The sequence below is a fragment of the Campylobacter sp. CFSAN093241 genome (assembly GCF_012889595.1).
In the GTDB taxonomy this organism is placed as follows: Bacteria; Campylobacterota; Campylobacteria; order Campylobacterales; family Campylobacteraceae; genus Campylobacter_D; species Campylobacter_D jejuni.
Genome location: NZ_CP040612.1, coordinates 1,307,799 through 1,323,190, shown reverse-complemented (window position 1 = coordinate 1,323,190; position 15,392 = coordinate 1,307,799). Strand labels below are relative to the sequence as shown.

Annotated in this window: 11 protein-coding genes and 1 other RNA gene; 7 read left to right on the top strand and 5 right to left on the bottom strand. The window is 30.9% G+C overall.

The features are described 5' to 3' along the window. Positions 1–14: 14 nt before the first annotated feature. From FBE96_RS06725 to mqnE, 3 genes are read right to left on the bottom strand one after another with little or no spacing between them, the layout of a single operon-like run. Complete coding sequence (locus tag FBE96_RS06725; protein ID WP_002852389.1) at positions 15–458, bottom strand: phosphoribosyltransferase family protein; 444 nt, start codon at positions 456–458, stop codon at positions 15–17. Between the two features lie 13 nt (positions 459–471). Beyond that, on the bottom strand, positions 472–1,791 hold the full coding sequence (locus tag FBE96_RS06720) for an NCS2 family permease (protein ID WP_168952587.1): 1,320 nt from the start codon (positions 1,789–1,791) through the stop codon (positions 472–474). A gap of 9 nt (positions 1,792–1,800) precedes the next feature. Continuing rightward, entirely contained in the window at positions 1,801–2,865 is a 1,065-nt protein-coding gene (mqnE, locus tag FBE96_RS06715; protein ID WP_002858079.1) for an aminofutalosine synthase MqnE, read from the bottom strand. 143 nt (positions 2,866–3,008) lie between these two features. On the opposite strand from mqnE, the gene FBE96_RS06710 reads away from it, so the two are divergent. Genes FBE96_RS06710 through fumC form a run of 4 tightly spaced genes read left to right on the top strand, consistent with a single transcriptional unit; the run spans position 3,009 to position 11,733 of the window. Next, positions 3,009–5,357 (top strand): hypothetical protein, encoded by a 2,349-nt coding sequence (locus tag FBE96_RS06710; RefSeq protein ID WP_002905926.1) that lies wholly within the window; start codon positions 3,009–3,011, stop codon positions 5,355–5,357. 4 nt (positions 5,358–5,361) lie between these two features. After that, positions 5,362–7,158 (top strand): glutamine--fructose-6-phosphate transaminase (isomerizing), encoded by a 1,797-nt coding sequence (gene glmS, locus FBE96_RS06705; protein WP_002855784.1) that lies wholly within the window; start codon positions 5,362–5,364, stop codon positions 7,156–7,158. Positions 7,159–7,160: 2 nt separating this feature from the next. Next, positions 7,161–10,286 carry a S8 family serine peptidase gene (locus FBE96_RS06700; RefSeq protein ID WP_002858452.1) on the top strand — a complete coding sequence of 1,042 codons (3,126 nt, stop codon included), beginning with the start codon at positions 7,161–7,163 and terminating at the stop codon, positions 10,284–10,286. A gap of 55 nt (positions 10,287–10,341) precedes the next feature. Further along, positions 10,342–11,733 carry a class II fumarate hydratase gene (gene fumC / locus FBE96_RS06695; RefSeq protein ID WP_002875258.1) on the top strand — a complete coding sequence of 464 codons (1,392 nt, stop codon included), beginning with the start codon at positions 10,342–10,344 and terminating at the stop codon, positions 11,731–11,733. Positions 11,734–11,762: 29 nt separating this feature from the next. Here fumC and FBE96_RS06690 read toward each other — a convergent pair whose 3' ends face one another. Then, complete coding sequence (locus FBE96_RS06690; RefSeq protein ID WP_002862038.1) at positions 11,763–12,806, bottom strand: AI-2E family transporter; 1,044 nt, start codon at positions 12,804–12,806, stop codon at positions 11,763–11,765. A gap of 3 nt (positions 12,807–12,809) precedes the next feature. Beyond that, positions 12,810–13,817: a Holliday junction branch migration DNA helicase RuvB gene (ruvB, locus tag FBE96_RS06685; RefSeq protein ID WP_002859650.1), complete on the bottom strand. Its 1,008-nt coding sequence runs from the start codon at positions 13,815–13,817 to the stop codon at positions 12,810–12,812. Between the two features lie 90 nt (positions 13,818–13,907). Between ruvB and FBE96_RS06680 the strand changes: the two genes are divergently transcribed. From FBE96_RS06680 to FBE96_RS08735, 3 genes are all read left to right on the top strand, one after another. Then, positions 13,908–14,318 carry a hypothetical protein gene (locus tag FBE96_RS06680; protein ID WP_002783915.1) on the top strand — a complete coding sequence of 137 codons (411 nt, stop codon included), beginning with the start codon at positions 13,908–13,910 and terminating at the stop codon, positions 14,316–14,318. Beyond that, positions 14,319–14,677: a transfer-messenger RNA gene (gene ssrA, locus FBE96_RS06675) on the top strand. Between the two features lie 201 nt (positions 14,678–14,878). Next, positions 14,879–15,337, top strand: a complete 459-nt coding sequence (locus FBE96_RS08735) for a hypothetical protein (protein ID WP_002871965.1) — start codon at positions 14,879–14,881, stop codon at positions 15,335–15,337. Positions 15,338–15,392 lie beyond the last annotated feature (55 nt).

Here is a 15,392-nt window from a genome sequence, read left to right as displayed (position 1 = left end):
ATTATAGCAAATTTTTAATCAAGATTTATATCCCAGTAAAAATCCACCCATTCAGTAGCTTCTTTTACTTTAAAATCAGGCTCTAAAAGAGCGGTTTTTTTGTAAAAAATGGTTGTAATTTTAAGTTCTATATGAGGAAATTTTTCAAGCAAAACTTTTTTTATTTCTGCTAAACTTTCTCCACTATCTACTATATCATCAATGAGTAGAATTTTTTTGTGCTTGCTTAAATCGGGAATGTTAAAAATTTCAATAGTATCAAGTTTTTTCGTATTATCGTAATGAATTGAGTTTAAAGCAAAAAGTTGACGCGTTTTTAAAGCCACTGCTAAAGAGTGTCCTAAACTCATCCCCCCTCTTGCTATAGCTAAAAGTGCATCAGGGTTAAAATCTTCTTTAATTTCTTTAGCAAGAATTTTTACATCTTCTTTAAATTCTTCATAGGAGTAAAATATCATTATATATCCTTATTTATTGTAGTGCCATAAGTAAAAAATTACCCAAAGATAATAAACTTAAAACTATAATGCCAAGATTGATTTTATCCCATTCGCGTTTAAAAATTCTTACAAGTAAATAAGAAAGAAAACCAAAAGCAAAACCTGTGGTGATGGAGTAAGTAAAAGGCATCATGATAATAGTAAAAAAGCTTGCTACAGCTATAGCACTATCTTTAAAATCTATATTTTTAACTTCCATAAACATTAAAATTCCAACCATTACAAGTACGGGGTATATTGCGTTTGCAGGAATGGCTTTAAAAAGTGGCAGTAAAAAAAGTGTAAAAGCAAAACAAATAGCTACAACTAAAGCTGTAAGCCCAGTTCTTCCTCCGCTTTCAACCCCTGTAGTGCTTTCAACAAAGGCTGTAACTGTAGAAGTGCCTGTCATAGCTCCTAAGGCTGATCCTGTTGCATCTGCCATTAAGGTTTTGCTTAGTTTTTTTTCTCCATTTTTGGGATCATCAAAAATCTTTCCTCTTTCACCCACACCTGTGATAGTTCCTATGCTATCAAAAAGTTGAGTGATAAAAAAAGTAAGAATTATAGGTATCACAGTAATATTTAAGGCGCTTTTGATATCAAGTTGTAAAAAGATGACTCCTAAACCATTTTCCATGCTAAAATTTGGCCAAGAAAAGATTTGCACAGGAAAACTTGCATTGTCTAAATGGAAAATCCAAGCAATAATAGAGCTTGCTAATACCCCCAAAATAAAAGCTCCGCGAAGTTTTATAGCCCAAAAAAAGATGATTAAAGCTAGAGTGAAAATTCCAAAAAGCACATGAGGGCTTTTGAAATTTCCTATGCTGACTAAGGTATCTTTATTATGCATTATCACACCCATTTGACTTAAGCCTAAAAATGCAATAAAACAACCTATGCCCGCACAAATTGCAAGGCGTAAATCTTTTGGGATATTGCGGATTACCCAAAGGCGAAAATGCGTAAAAGAAAGTATGAGAAAAATAATACTTGAAATAAAAACAGCTCCTAAGGCGCTTTGCCAAGCTATGTTTTGACCTAAACAAACCGCAAAGGTAAAATAAGCATTTAAACCCATTCCTACACTCATAGCTACAGGAGTATTGGCAAAAAAAGCATTAAAAGCACTTGCAACTATGGTAATTAAAGCTGTTGCGGTGATTAAAGCTTCTATAGGCATTCCTGTATTTCCTACTATGCTAGAATTTACGGGGATAATGTAAACCATAGCTAAAAAAGTAGTAAGTCCTGCTATAACTTCGGTTTTAAAACTCGTATTGTTTTCTTTGAGTTTAAAAAAGCTCATTTTTTCTCCTTAGTAGGTTTTTAGCTCGTTGTATAAACTATCGCGTTCTACAGGAATAAGATTTGAAGTTTTTATCATATCGATAAAAGTTTTTAAACTTGTGCCTTTGGCGGACTTTGCACCACCTGCACTTTGTATACTTTCTTTTTCTATAGTGCCGTCTAAATCATTAGCTCCAAATTCTTGTGCTACCATGGCTAAATTTAAAGTCATTGTTGCCCAGTAAGCTTTGATATTTTTGATATTATCAAGCACTAAACGAGAAATGGCAATGGTTTTTAAAATTTCTTCACTATCCATGATTTTATCAGTTTGTATAAAGCTTTTATCCCTTTGCCAAACTAAAGGGATAAAAGCATTGAATCCACCGGTTTGATCTTGAAGATCACGCAGTCTTAACATATGATCGATCCTGTGATGTCTTTCTTCTATATGTCCAAAAAGCATGGTAGCATTACTTTGCTTGCTTTTTTCATGCCAAAGTTTATGAATTTTAAGCCAATTTTCACTGCTAACTTTTCCATGACAAATTTTCTTACGCACTTCTTCATCAAAAATTTCAGCTCCACCACCTGGCATGGAATCAACGCCGTATTCAAGCATTTTTTCTATCACTTCTTCATAACTCATTTTAAAACGACGATGTAAAAAATCAATTTCAGCAGCAGTCATAGCTTTTACATGAAGATTAGGATATTTTTCTTTTATCATTTTAAAAATTTCTAAATACCATTGCCAAGTTGTATCTTTGTTGTGAGCTGAAACGATATGCACTTCTTTGGTTTCTCGTTTTACGGTTTCATCGACGATTTTCATGATTTCTTCATGAGTCATCAAATAAGGATTAGGATTTTTTCGGTGCGCTGAAAAGGCGCAAAATTTACAGGTATCTGCACAGATATTAGTTGGGTTGATATGGCGATTGATATTAAAATAGACTTTTTTTCCATGAAGTTTAGTGCGTTTTTTGTGAGCGTATTTGCCTAAGGTAAAAAGATCTAGATCCCAAAGTGCATTGGCTTCTTCTTGGTTTAATCTTTCTTCATTTTCTAGTTTGGTGATTAAATTTTTCATTTTAATTTTACTCTTTTGCTGTTTTTAAATAAAGCATTATAATTTTTGCTTACTGAAAAAGAGTTTATAGAAAAAGCCAAAATAAAAGATATTTTTGTTAAGATTATTATTAAAATATTAAAATTTTAAAGAGAGTAGAAATTTTGTTAAATAAAGAATTAGAAATTTTTAAAAAAAATCTTAGTTCCTATACCCAAAGTTGTAGAAATTTTTTTCTTAAGCAAGGGGCGTTTAGCTTATATCATTCTAAAAATATGGATAATTTCATAAAAAAAGCTTATGATATAGTTCTTAAAGATTATTTTGATGATTTTTCACCTCCAAATGATAATATCCCTTTTTGTGTTTTAGCAAGCAAAGCATATGCAAATAATAGTCTTTGTTTTAATGAAAGTATTTCTTTGATTTTTGTTTATAAAGATATTAAGGCTTTTCATTTAAAACCTATGATTAAGGCTTTTATCGAAATTTTAAATGATGCGCATTTGCAAATTGATTCGGTTATCTTAGAATTTAATGGACTTTATAATGCTAGCAATGAGCTTAAGACTTCTATAATACAAACTCGTTTCATATGTGGTTCTAGGATTTTATTTAAAGGGATTAAGATAAAATTTGAGAGTATTATAAAAGAAAATAAAAATGATTTTGCCAAGCTTTTGCTAGAAAATTTTAAAGAATTTGACATTCCATTTATAAAGCAAGAATTTAATATCTTAAAAGATTTTGGCGGATTAAATCATTTAAGATCCTTAGAGAGTTTGCTTGTTCTTTTTAAGACTTCTCCAAAAAATTATGCTTTAAATTTTATAGATGAAAAAAAATTAAGCGAGTTGCGTTTAGCTGGAGATTTTTTACTTTCTTTAAAATCAGCGATGAATTTATTAAGTGCTAAAGATGAGGATGAATTTTTACTTATTAATGTTCATGATTTGAGTGAATTAATGTATAAAAAAGCTAAAAAACATTTTGGAGCAAATGAGTTGTTGGTTCAAAAGGCTTTGCAAAGTATGCATACTATAGGTTTTTATACACACTTTTTAGCAAAGCAAATTCAAGATGGATTAAATTATACTCTTAAACAAGAATATAAATTTAAAACTCTTGTAGAAGTTTTAGAATACTTATTAAAACTTGAAGATAAACATGTTATTTTCGATCTTAACTTGGTTTTTGCCCTAAGAAGATTGAAATACGGTAAAAAAGATATAGAAAAAGCTTTAATACTTTTTGAGAAAATTTTTTATAAAAGGCATAGTTTTTGTGTTTTAAAACTTTTGCTTGATAGTGGAATTTTAAAAGATTTATGCAAGCCTTTTTGGACAGTTCGTTTTTTAAGCGATGAAGAAGGAAATTATAGTTTTGATGAGCAAGTTTTTCTTATGTTAAGTGAATTTGAAAAATACGAAGATGAGCTTGAGACACTCCAAAAACTTAAAACCGATGAAAAAATGATTTTAAAGCTCGTAATACTTTTAAGTGCTATAGAAAGTGAAAATGAAATTTCTTTAGCAGGCATATATAGAGCGTATTGTTCCAAATTTGATTTAAAGAATGAAATTTTAGAATGGGGTCTTAAAATATTTAAAAACAATAATGCCTTAAAAGATCTTGTAGAAAAAGAAGATATATACAATCCTATTGTTGTAAGTAGTTTGGTTTCTAAGCTAGAAAATTTAGAAAATTTAGAGCTTTTATATACTTTAACTTGGCTAAAGGCTAAGGCTTTAAATTATAATGCTTTTTATTTTAGAGTTCTTGATAAACTTTTAGAAAATGCAAAACAAGGTTTTGAAGATGAAAATCTACTTGAAGAAAGTGCAAGAAGGGTAAAAAAAGAATTAACACTTAAAAGAAGTAAGATTTTTTTAGAGCAAGATGAAATTTTGCAGGATAAAATCATACATATCAAATCAAATCTTTTTATTATAAAAAATACTTTTGAAGATATTGTTATGATTTCTAAATTAGCCAAAGAAAATGATTTTAAATTTTGGTTTAGTAATGAAACAAATCTTAGTTTGCAAATTGTTGCACCACTTCATTTTAATATTGCCATTATTTTAAGTTCTTTAACAAATTTAAATCTTATTTTTATGAATTTTTTTGAACTTTTTGATGATAAAATTTATTTAAGGTTTGAATATGATAATATTATCAGTGATGAGCAAAAACTAAAACTTTGTGAGCTTTTAAATTCAAATCTTTCTGGTTTTAATTTGAAAAAAATTAAAAAGCCAATCATTAAAAAAGAGGAGTTAAAATTAGACTTAAACTATTCTAAAATGTATGCCAAATTAGGTCTTAATACCAAAGATCAGCAGGGTTTAATGGCGTATTTGATGAATGTTTTTAATGAACTTGAACTTGTTTTATGTGCAGCAAAAATTCAAACCATAAGACAAAGGACGCGTAATATTTTTATTTTTCAAAAGAATGAAAAATTAGAACATAGCGAGCAAAAGTTAGTTAATTTATTAATAAGTGAGTAAAAAAATGTGTGGAATCGTAGGCTATATAGGAAATAATGAAAAAAAACAAATTATACTAAATGGACTTAAAGAATTAGAATATCGTGGCTATGATAGTGCGGGTATGGCAGTGATGCAAGAAGGCGAACTTAGTTTTTTTAAAGCTGTAGGAAAGCTTGAAAATTTGGCGAATAAATGCACAGATTTTGAAAGTCAAGGTTATGGTTTTGCTGTAGGTCATACAAGATGGGCAACCCATGGTAAACCTACTGAAATCAACGCACACCCTCATTTAGGACAGTATTCTTGCGTGATTCACAATGGTATTATAGAAAATTATAAAGAAATTAAAGATAAACTTGAAAAAGAAGGCGTGAGTTTTTTAAGTCAAACAGATACAGAAGTGATTGTTCAGCTTTTTGAATTTTATGCAAGAAATTTGGGAGTTTTTGAAGCTTGGCAAAAAACCATCAAAGAACTTCGCGGTGCTTTTGCTACTTTGTTAGTAACAAAAAAAGATCCCAATCATGTGTATTTTGCAAAAAATGCTGCTCCTTTGATTATCGGTAAAAATGCAAATAAAGAATGGTATTTTTCTTCAGGTGATGCGCCTTTGATAGGAAGTTGTGATGAGGTAATGTATCTTGAAGATTTAAGCTTGGGATACGCGAGTAAAGATGAGCTTGTCGTTTATGAAAATGATATTTTAAAATCACTTTGTTTTTCTAAGCTTTCAGGTGATAAGGCTTATGCAAAAAAAGACGGCTTTCGTTTTTTTATGGAAAAAGAAATTTATGAACAAAGTCGCGTGATGAGTGAAGTTTTAATGGGGCGTATTCAAGGCGATGAAGTCGTTTTTGATGAGCTAAACAATGAAGATTTAAGTCAAGTAGATGAAATCACGCTTTGTGCTTGTGGAACAAGCTATCATGCTGCAATGGCAAGTGCTTATTTGTTTGAAAGAATTGCTAAAGTTAAAGCTAAAGTAGAAATTGCAAGTGAATTTCGCTACCGTGAAGCAATTATAAAAAAAGATTCTTTATTTATCGTTATTTCTCAAAGTGGAGAAACAGCAGACACTTTAGAGGCTTTAAAGATTGCAAAAGAGCAGGGTGCTAAGACTTTTGCAATTTGCAATGTGGATAATTCTAATATAGTGCGTTTAGCACATCTAAGTCTTTTAACTCGTGCGGGCATAGAAAAAGGAGTTGCTTCAACTAAAGCTTTTGCTACTCAGGTTTTAACACTTTGGATGCTTGCTATTTTTATGGCACAAAAAAGAAATTTAAATGTTTCTGCTGAAATTAAAGCACTTTTGCATACTCCAAATTGCGTGAGTGTAAAACAGGCTTTACATGAAAAAATTCATCGTTTATCCAAGCGTTATTTAGATGGACATGGCTTTTTCTTTATAGGTAGAGATGTGTTTTATCCTTTGGCTTTAGAAGGAGCTTTGAAACTTAAAGAATTATCTTATCTTCACGCTGAGGGTTATCCTGCAGGAGAGATGAAACATGGCCCTATTGCTTTGGCTGATTCTAAGCTTTATACTATAGCTTTAATGCCAAAGCATATGCTTTATGAAAAAACAAAATCAAATGTTGAAGAGCTTATTGCTAGGGATTCTACAGTGCTTAGCATTTCACCTTTAGAATTTGATTTAAGTGATGATTTTATAAAAACCAATGAGCAAGATCATTATATGTGTGAATTTTTTGAAATGATGGTCATTACTCAACTTTTGGCGATGGAAATTTCCATAAGACTTGGCAATGATGTGGATATGCCAAGAAATTTGGCTAAAAGCGTAACGGTAGAATAGAAATGAAAAAATTTTTTTGTTTAACTTTAGTTTGTAAACTTTTTGCTTTAAGCGAATTTGAACTTCATCATATTGATAAAGTACATAAGCTAGGGTATAGTGGAGATACTATTATAATAGGTGTAGCCGATGATGCTTTTAATCAAGATCATATTAGTTTAAAGGATAAGATTTTAAAGTCTACTTATCCTACTGATACAGCTGGGAAACAGCTTATACCTGATTTGAAAAAATCAACACACGGAAGTCATGTAGCAGGTATAGCTGTTGGAGCAAAGATAGGCGATAGCAAACCTTATGGAGTGGCTTATGGGGCAAAATTTTATGGAGCTGGGGTGTTTCCAAATGGCTCTTACACTCAAATTCCTGATATTTATAATTTTTTCAAAGATGTGAGTATTATTAATAATAGCTGGGGTATTAATTTTTATCCTTATTTTAATCTTAAGGCTTCAAATTCTGGATTAGTAGATTGTACTCAAACTAATCAAGGAACAAGCTATAATATCTGTAATACTCCTTTGGAATATGTTATGAAAGCAGATAAGGTTGCTAATGATATGATGAGGCTTAGCAAGGACAAGGGAGTATTAAATGTATTTGCTGCTGGTAATGAAGGAATTCTTAGCCCTGCTTTGCATGCGATTTTACCAAGTTATGATGAATCTTTAAGAGCTTGGTTGGCTGTTGGAGCTTTGGATGCAAATGAGATTACTTTAGAATCAGATGGGACTTTAATAATTAAAAGTCAAGGTTTGGCTGATTTTAGTAATGGTTTTAAGGGAGCTACGAATTTTTCTTTAGTTGCTGCTGGAGTAAATATTAATAATGTTGATTCAAGCACTAATGATAAGTTTACAAAAAAAAGTGGAACTTCTATGGCAGCACCTATGGTAAGTGGAACAGCGGCACTGGTCAAGCAAAATTTCCCTTTTTTGGATGGTAAGCAAATTGCTGATATACTATTAAGTACAGCAAATAAAAATTATAAGGCTCCAAAATTTACTGTTAAACAAGTAACCGATGGAACAAATCAACCTAAATTTCTTATTGTGTATATTTCGCAAGATCCACCTGGGATAGAAGATGAAATAAAACGGGATTTAAAACAGCTTTACAATGGAATACAAGTTCAAGTTAATGGACAATGGATTGATTATAGTGATTATATTTGGGATAATAGAGATAGTGCGCAGTCACAAAAACTTAATACTTCCACTATTAGTTCTATTAATGGAGTAGTTAGAGTTGAGAAAGAAGAATTATTTGGACAAGGAATTTTAGATGCACAAAAGGCGTTAAAAGGACTGAGTATTTTAGATGCAAACAGACTCAGTGATCAGGATGTATTAAAATATGAGCAAGAACCTAATACAGCTTATTATACTATAAACACTGCAGGTTATGATGCTGAATTTTCTAATGATATTAGTCAAAGAAAATGGGATGAAAGTACTCATTTATCAAGTGCTATTAATAAACCTACACATTTAGCTAATCTTAACATAGGGTTATCTAAAGAAGGTGAAGGTATTTTGATTATCAGTGGTCAAAATACTTATGAGGGTGCAACTTTAATCAAACAAGGAGAATTAAAGCTTAAAGGAAAAGTTAAAAATAATGCTTATGTAGAACAAAAAGCAATATTAAGCGGTAATGGTATTGTAGGGCAAAATTTAAACAATAAAGGCATAGTTAGACCTGGAAATGAAGATTTGAATGATTTAACCGTGCAAGGAACTTATACTCAAGAAGGAGTTGATTCTAAATTGCAACTTGATTTTGGTAATTATAAAAATTCTAAACTGATTGCAAAAACTTATGATATTAAGAGCGGGAATTTAGAATATATTCCTTTACCTAAATACTATATCTTAAATAAGCCAGTGAAAATTAATTTAGGAGATTTGGAAAAAAGTTTATCATCTTTTAATCATGTTTTGATACAAAATACCTATGCTTTAAATTTTGATTTTGTTTTAAGTGATGATTTAGTGAGTATTAATAAAACCTTAATAAAACCTAATTTAAAGCCAAATGCTTACGAAATTCCTAATACAAGCTTGGGAAATGCTTTAAGACAATTGCGATCTAGGGCAGACTTGAGTCAGACTTATCAGGAATTTTTTGCTTCTTTAGATAATGGAATAGATGTAAAGACTAAATTAAATAGAATAGAAGGTTCAGGGTATTTAAGCACTTTTAGTAATCATAATCAATCTAATTTAATGCAAAATAATATGTTATTTACCCTTCATCCTCTTAATATTAATAATTTTGCACAAAACAATAATATCTTACTTGCTAGTACTTATTTACCTAGAATTTTTAGCAATGAAGAATATTTTTGGCATCTTACTCCAAGTTATAAATACTATAAAGATAAAGATTTTTCAGGTCAAAAAACAGGTGCTAATATCTCTTTAGGAGAAAATTTCTCATCAGGCTTTTTAGCTTATGCTTTATCTCTTTCTAGCGCTAAATTTAATTTTAATAATGGTAGTGATTTGAAGAGTTATAACATGGATTTATTGCTTAATTATAACCATGATTTAGATTTTATAAAAATATTAAGTGGATTAGGTATAGGTGTAGGATTTAATACTCTTAATCGTTTTGTAGTAGAGCAGCCAATTGAAGGCAAATATAAAACATTGCAAACTTCAGCCCAGCTTGGTGTAACTAAAGATATTATTTTAGGTCAAGATTTTATTTTTAATCCTTTAATGTATTTTACACATAGTTTTTTTTATCAAGAAGATTTTAAAGAAAATAAAAGTCCTTTTGCTAAAAATTATGAAAGTTTAAAACATCATAGCATAAATGCAAATTTAGGTTTTAATCTTGCTAAAAATATAGAGCAAGATGATTATCAAGCTTCTTTTTCTACTTTTGTAATTTTTGAAAAAAGAATTTATGGAAGAACTTTAGAAAATAAGGCTAGTTTTGTTGATTTTCCTATTGCTTTTATTCAAAAATATAAATTAAAAGATAATATTTTAAGTCAAGGTTTTAATTCAGAATTTTTATATAAAAACAATGTATTTTGGCAGTTTATGTTAATGAATAGATTTTCTCATAATGCCTATGAATTGCATTTAATGAGTTCAGTGGGAAAACGTTTTTGAAAGTATTTATTTTTTTAGCTTATAATAAATAAAATTTTAATCAAAGGAAAAAATTATGGAATACAGAGTTGAACATGATACCATGGGTGAAGTTAAGGTTCCAAATGACAAATATTGGGGAGCTCAAACTGAAAGAAGTTTTGAAAATTTCAAAATCGGTTGTGAGAAAATGCCAAAGGTTTTAATCTATGCTTTTGCAAATCTTAAAAAATCTTTAGCTTTGGTCAATAACAAACTTGGCAAACTTGATGATGCTAAGAAAAATGCTATAGTTCAAGCTTGCGATGAGATTATCGCAGGTAAATTTGATGATAATTTTCCACTTGCGATTTGGCAAACAGGTTCAGGCACACAAAGCAATATGAATATGAATGAAGTTATTGCAAATCGTGCCACTGAAATCATGGGCGGGGATTTTCGCAAAGAAAAGCTTGTACATCCAAATGATCATGTTAATATGAGTCAAAGTTCAAATGATACTTTTCCAACAGCTATGAGTATCGTTGCGGTTGAGCAAGTAGAGAAAAAGCTTATCCCTGCGCTTGATGAGCTTATTGCAACTTTTGAAAAAAAAGTAAAAGAATTTGATGGTATTATCAAGATAGGACGCACGCATTTACAAGATGCTACTCCACTTACTCTAGCGCAAGAATTTAGTGGATATCTTTCTATGCTTTTACATTCAAAAGAGCAAATCATCGCTTCTTTACCAACTTTAAGAGAACTTGCCATAGGAGGAACCGCAGTGGGAACAGGGCTTAATGCACATCCAGAATTAAGCCAAAAAGTAAGTGAAGAGCTAACTCAACTTATAGGTACAAAATTTATTTCAAGTCCAAATAAATTTCATGCTTTAACAAGTCATGATGCGATTAATTTTACTCATGGAGCTATGAAAGGTTTGGCTGCAAATTTAATGAAAATTGCAAATGATATAAGATGGTTAGCTTCGGGTCCAAGATGTGGTCTTGGTGAGCTTATCATTCCTGAAAATGAGCCAGGAAGTTCGATTATGCCAGGTAAGGTAAATCCTACCCAGTGTGAAGCTGTTACTATGGTTGCTGTACAAGTGATGGGAAATGATGTAGCTATCGGATTTGCAGCAAGTCAAGGAAATTTTGAACTTAATGTGTTTAAGCCTGTGATTATTTATAATTTCTTGCAAAGTCTTGATTTGTTGGCTGATTCTATGCATTCATTCAATATCCATTGTGCTGTAGGCATAGAACCAAATCGTGCAAAAATCGATCATAATCTTCATAATTCTTTAATGCTAGTTACCGCTCTAAATCCACACATAGGTTATGAAAACGCTGCTAAAGTGGCCAAAAATGCTCATAAAAAAGGTATTTCTTTAAAAGAAAGCGCAATGGAGCTTGGTTTGGTTAGTGAAGAAGATTTCAATAAATTTGTTGATCCTACTAAAATGATAGGCTCAAAAGCCTAGAACATAAAACTTGCCTTTTTTAAGGCAAGTTAAATTAAATTCTTATCTTTTAAAATCACATACATTCTTAAAGTTGATACAAAAAAAGTTAAAATCGCAGGACCTAGTATAATACCCCAAAAACCAAAGGTTGAAATTCCTGCTATCATGGCCAAGAAAATTAAAAGTTCGTTGATTTTAGTGGGAGTTTTTACAAGTTTTTTGTTGATCCATTTGATGATTAAAGGTTTGATTAAAGTATCTGCTATAAAAGAAATTACAATTACAGAATAAATAAAAATAACAAGAGCTGAGTTAAGATTGTTTGAGGCAAATTCATAAAGACTTACAGGCACATAAATTAAAGCTCCTCCTATAGCAGGTATGAGAGAACTTACAGCAAAAATTACTCCCATTAAAATTCCATCATAACCATAAAACATTGTGATTAAACCAAAAAGTGCACCTTGAAATATTGCTACAATTACCATAGAGTAAAGCACAACAGCCATAACATTACCCACTTCGCTTAAAACATCATCGAGTTCTTTTTTATCAATAGGAATGATGGATTTAAGATAGATAACAAGTTCTGTTCCATATAGATTTGCAAAGAAATAAAATACGCAAATTAAAACCATATCTATAAGAAATTTAGCTCCTGATTTTGTAAAACTTGAAGCATAACTTAGAATTTGTTTAGAAATGCTATTTAAATCTATAGAAGCTAAAAATTCTTTGATTTTAGGTTCTAAAAAATTAAAGCTTTCAGGCAAGGTAAATTGATAATTTTTGACATAATCAAGAGTTTGTGTAACTAAATTAATATCAAAATTTTTTAAAGCTTTGGCAAGTTCTATCATAGCATAAACAAAAGGTGCAAAGAAAAGCAAAACCATACAAGTTGTTGTAAGAATGGAAGCTAAAAATTTATGCCCTTTAGTAAGATTTAAAAATTTCGCATTGATGTTTGAGGTAGCTACCGCCATTAAACTAGCTATGATAATTACAAGTAAAAAACCTTTAAAAAGGTAAAGTAAAAGAAATAAAATGACTAAAATAAAGCTTATAAGAAAGAATTTTCCATTTTGCAAAATTTACTCCTCAAATAAAGTTTTTTCATAGTTTAGTTTTAAAGCACTATAACTTTTTGCACTTGCTATACGCCCTTTTGCAGTGCGTTCTATATAGCCATTAGCTAATAAATAAGGCTCGATTACATCTTCTATGGTATTTTCATCTTCACTTAAAGCCGCAGCAATACTTGCAAGTCCGATAGGTTTTTGTTTGGCAGCGGTTAAAAGTTCAAGATATCTTAAATCCATCGCATCAAAACCAAGCTCATTAACTCCTAAAGAATTTAAGGCCTCATTAGCTCTTTTTTCTGTGATAATCTCTTCATCATTAACATCGGCAAAATCTCTAACTCTTTTTAAAAGCCTTAGAGCTATTCTAGGAGTTGAACGACTTCTTTTAGCGATCTCAAGTGCGGCTTTTTCTTCGCAAGTTTTATTAAGTTTTAAAGCTGCTTTTTGCAAGATTAGGGCAAGTTCGCTATCTTTGTAAAATTCTAATCTAAATTGCATACCAAAACGATCACGTAAAGGATTGCTAAGCATACCTGCACGCGTTGTAGCCCCTATAAGAGTAAATTTTGGTAAATCGATTTTTATGGTTTGAGCAGCTGGACCACTACCTATGATAATATCAAGGCGGTAATCCTCCATTGCAGGGTAAAGCACTTCTTCGATAGCAGGACTTAAGCGATGAATTTCATCGATAAAAAGTATATCTCCTTCGCTAAGATTGGTTAAAATAGCGGCTAAATCTCCGCTTTTTTCTATCATAGGAGCGGCGGTTGTTTTGATATTTGCACCCATTTCATAGGAGATGATATTAGCTAGTGTTGTTTTTCCAAGTCCTGCAGGACCACTAAAAAGTATATGATCTAAACATTCATTGCGTTTTTTGGCTGCAGCTATAAAGATATTTAAATTTTTTTTAATGCTTTCTTGACCTATATAACCATCAAAATTTGAAGGACGCAACGAAGTTTCGTAAGTTTCATCAAAGGAGTATTTTTCTATTTCTACTATTCTATCCATATCTTTGCTTATATTTTGGAAAAATTAAAATAAGATTTTAGCTAAAATTTGCTAGAATTTACATTAAACTTTAATGATTATGGTTTAAAAATGGGAATTTTAACAAAATTAGAATTAGATTATGAAATTGACGATATAGAAAAATTTTTACAATTTTTTAGAACCATGTGCGATAGGTTTGAACCTTTAATCATCAAGCTTGGAAGCGATAGCGTGCGTTATAAAGAAGCCATAAAAGAGCTTGAAACTTTAGCACACAATACCGCTTGGGCAGCAAGACGCTTAAATCTTGAAGAAGTGACTGATTTTTGTGTATTTTGTGAAGAGATGATGGCGCAAGCAAATCGCTTTAATGGGCCTGCTAGTGATGAATTTACGGATTGGATGCTTTTGATGAGTGATCAGTTTGAAAAATATTGTCGTTCATATGAAAATGATGATTCTGTTTTAGCGGTTTTTAATCCTTTAATTGTTAATGTTCCAAATATTATTTCTAAATAAGGGAGCGACTTGGTTTCGACAGGAGTAAGTCTGCTTAGATGGCATGTCGCTTTGGGCAAAGCGTAAAAAGCCCAAATAAAATTAAACGCAAACAACGTTAAATTCGCTCCTGCTTACGCTAAAGCTGCGTAAGTTCAGTTGAGCCTGAAATTTAAGTCATACTATCTAGCTTAATTTTCGGTCATCTTTGATAGTGTAGCCTTGCGTTTGACAAGCGTTGAGGTGAAATAAAGTCTTAGCCTTGCTTTTGAGTTTTGGAAGATGAGCGAAGTAGGGTGAAGTAGTCATCTTTGCTAAGCATGTAGAGGTCTTTGTGGGATTATTTTTGGACAGGGGTTCGATTCCCCTCGCTTCCACCATCACGCTAATTTTAAGTAAATCATAAGTTTATTTCAAATTTTTAGAATTTTTTATATGAAGTTAAGAACGATTTATTACCCTTAAAACTTTGATATATTAGGTTTTATAATTTTTCATTAAAAATTTATAGTTTTATTTTTAAGCTTATTTTTAGGGGATATAATTATTCCTTCAGTTTAAATTTATTGAAGGAGAAACTTATGAAAAAAAATGCTTCGAGCAAGATATTGCTAAGCTTAGGTGTAGCAACTTTGCTTTATTCGAGTGCTTTTGCTGAAGAAATCAATCTTACACAATCTTCAGATGTGGGAAATTATTTTGAAGAAAATGGTAAGGATATCAATCTTAAAAATCCTAATAAGTACAAAGGGCAAGATTTAAGTATCAAAATGGGTGTTTGGGATTTACCAAACGATGATTATGATAGCGCTGATTATCGATTTAACATTGATATCGGTAAAGACAATACTTTAAGCTTTACACATAACAATAAAGAAAATCCTGCTTATGTAACAAATCTAAACGCTACTGCTAAAGAGGTTAAAACAACAGATATAGTTTTACAAGCTTTTGCACCTTCGGTGATTAATGGAAATTTAACTATGACTAGCTCAGGAGGTGAAGCCATTACTGAGGATGAAAAAAAGGTTCAGGTATAATTCTTTATAATGGAGCAGTTGAAGGAAAAAGTGCTAATGGTAGTTTAACTATAAA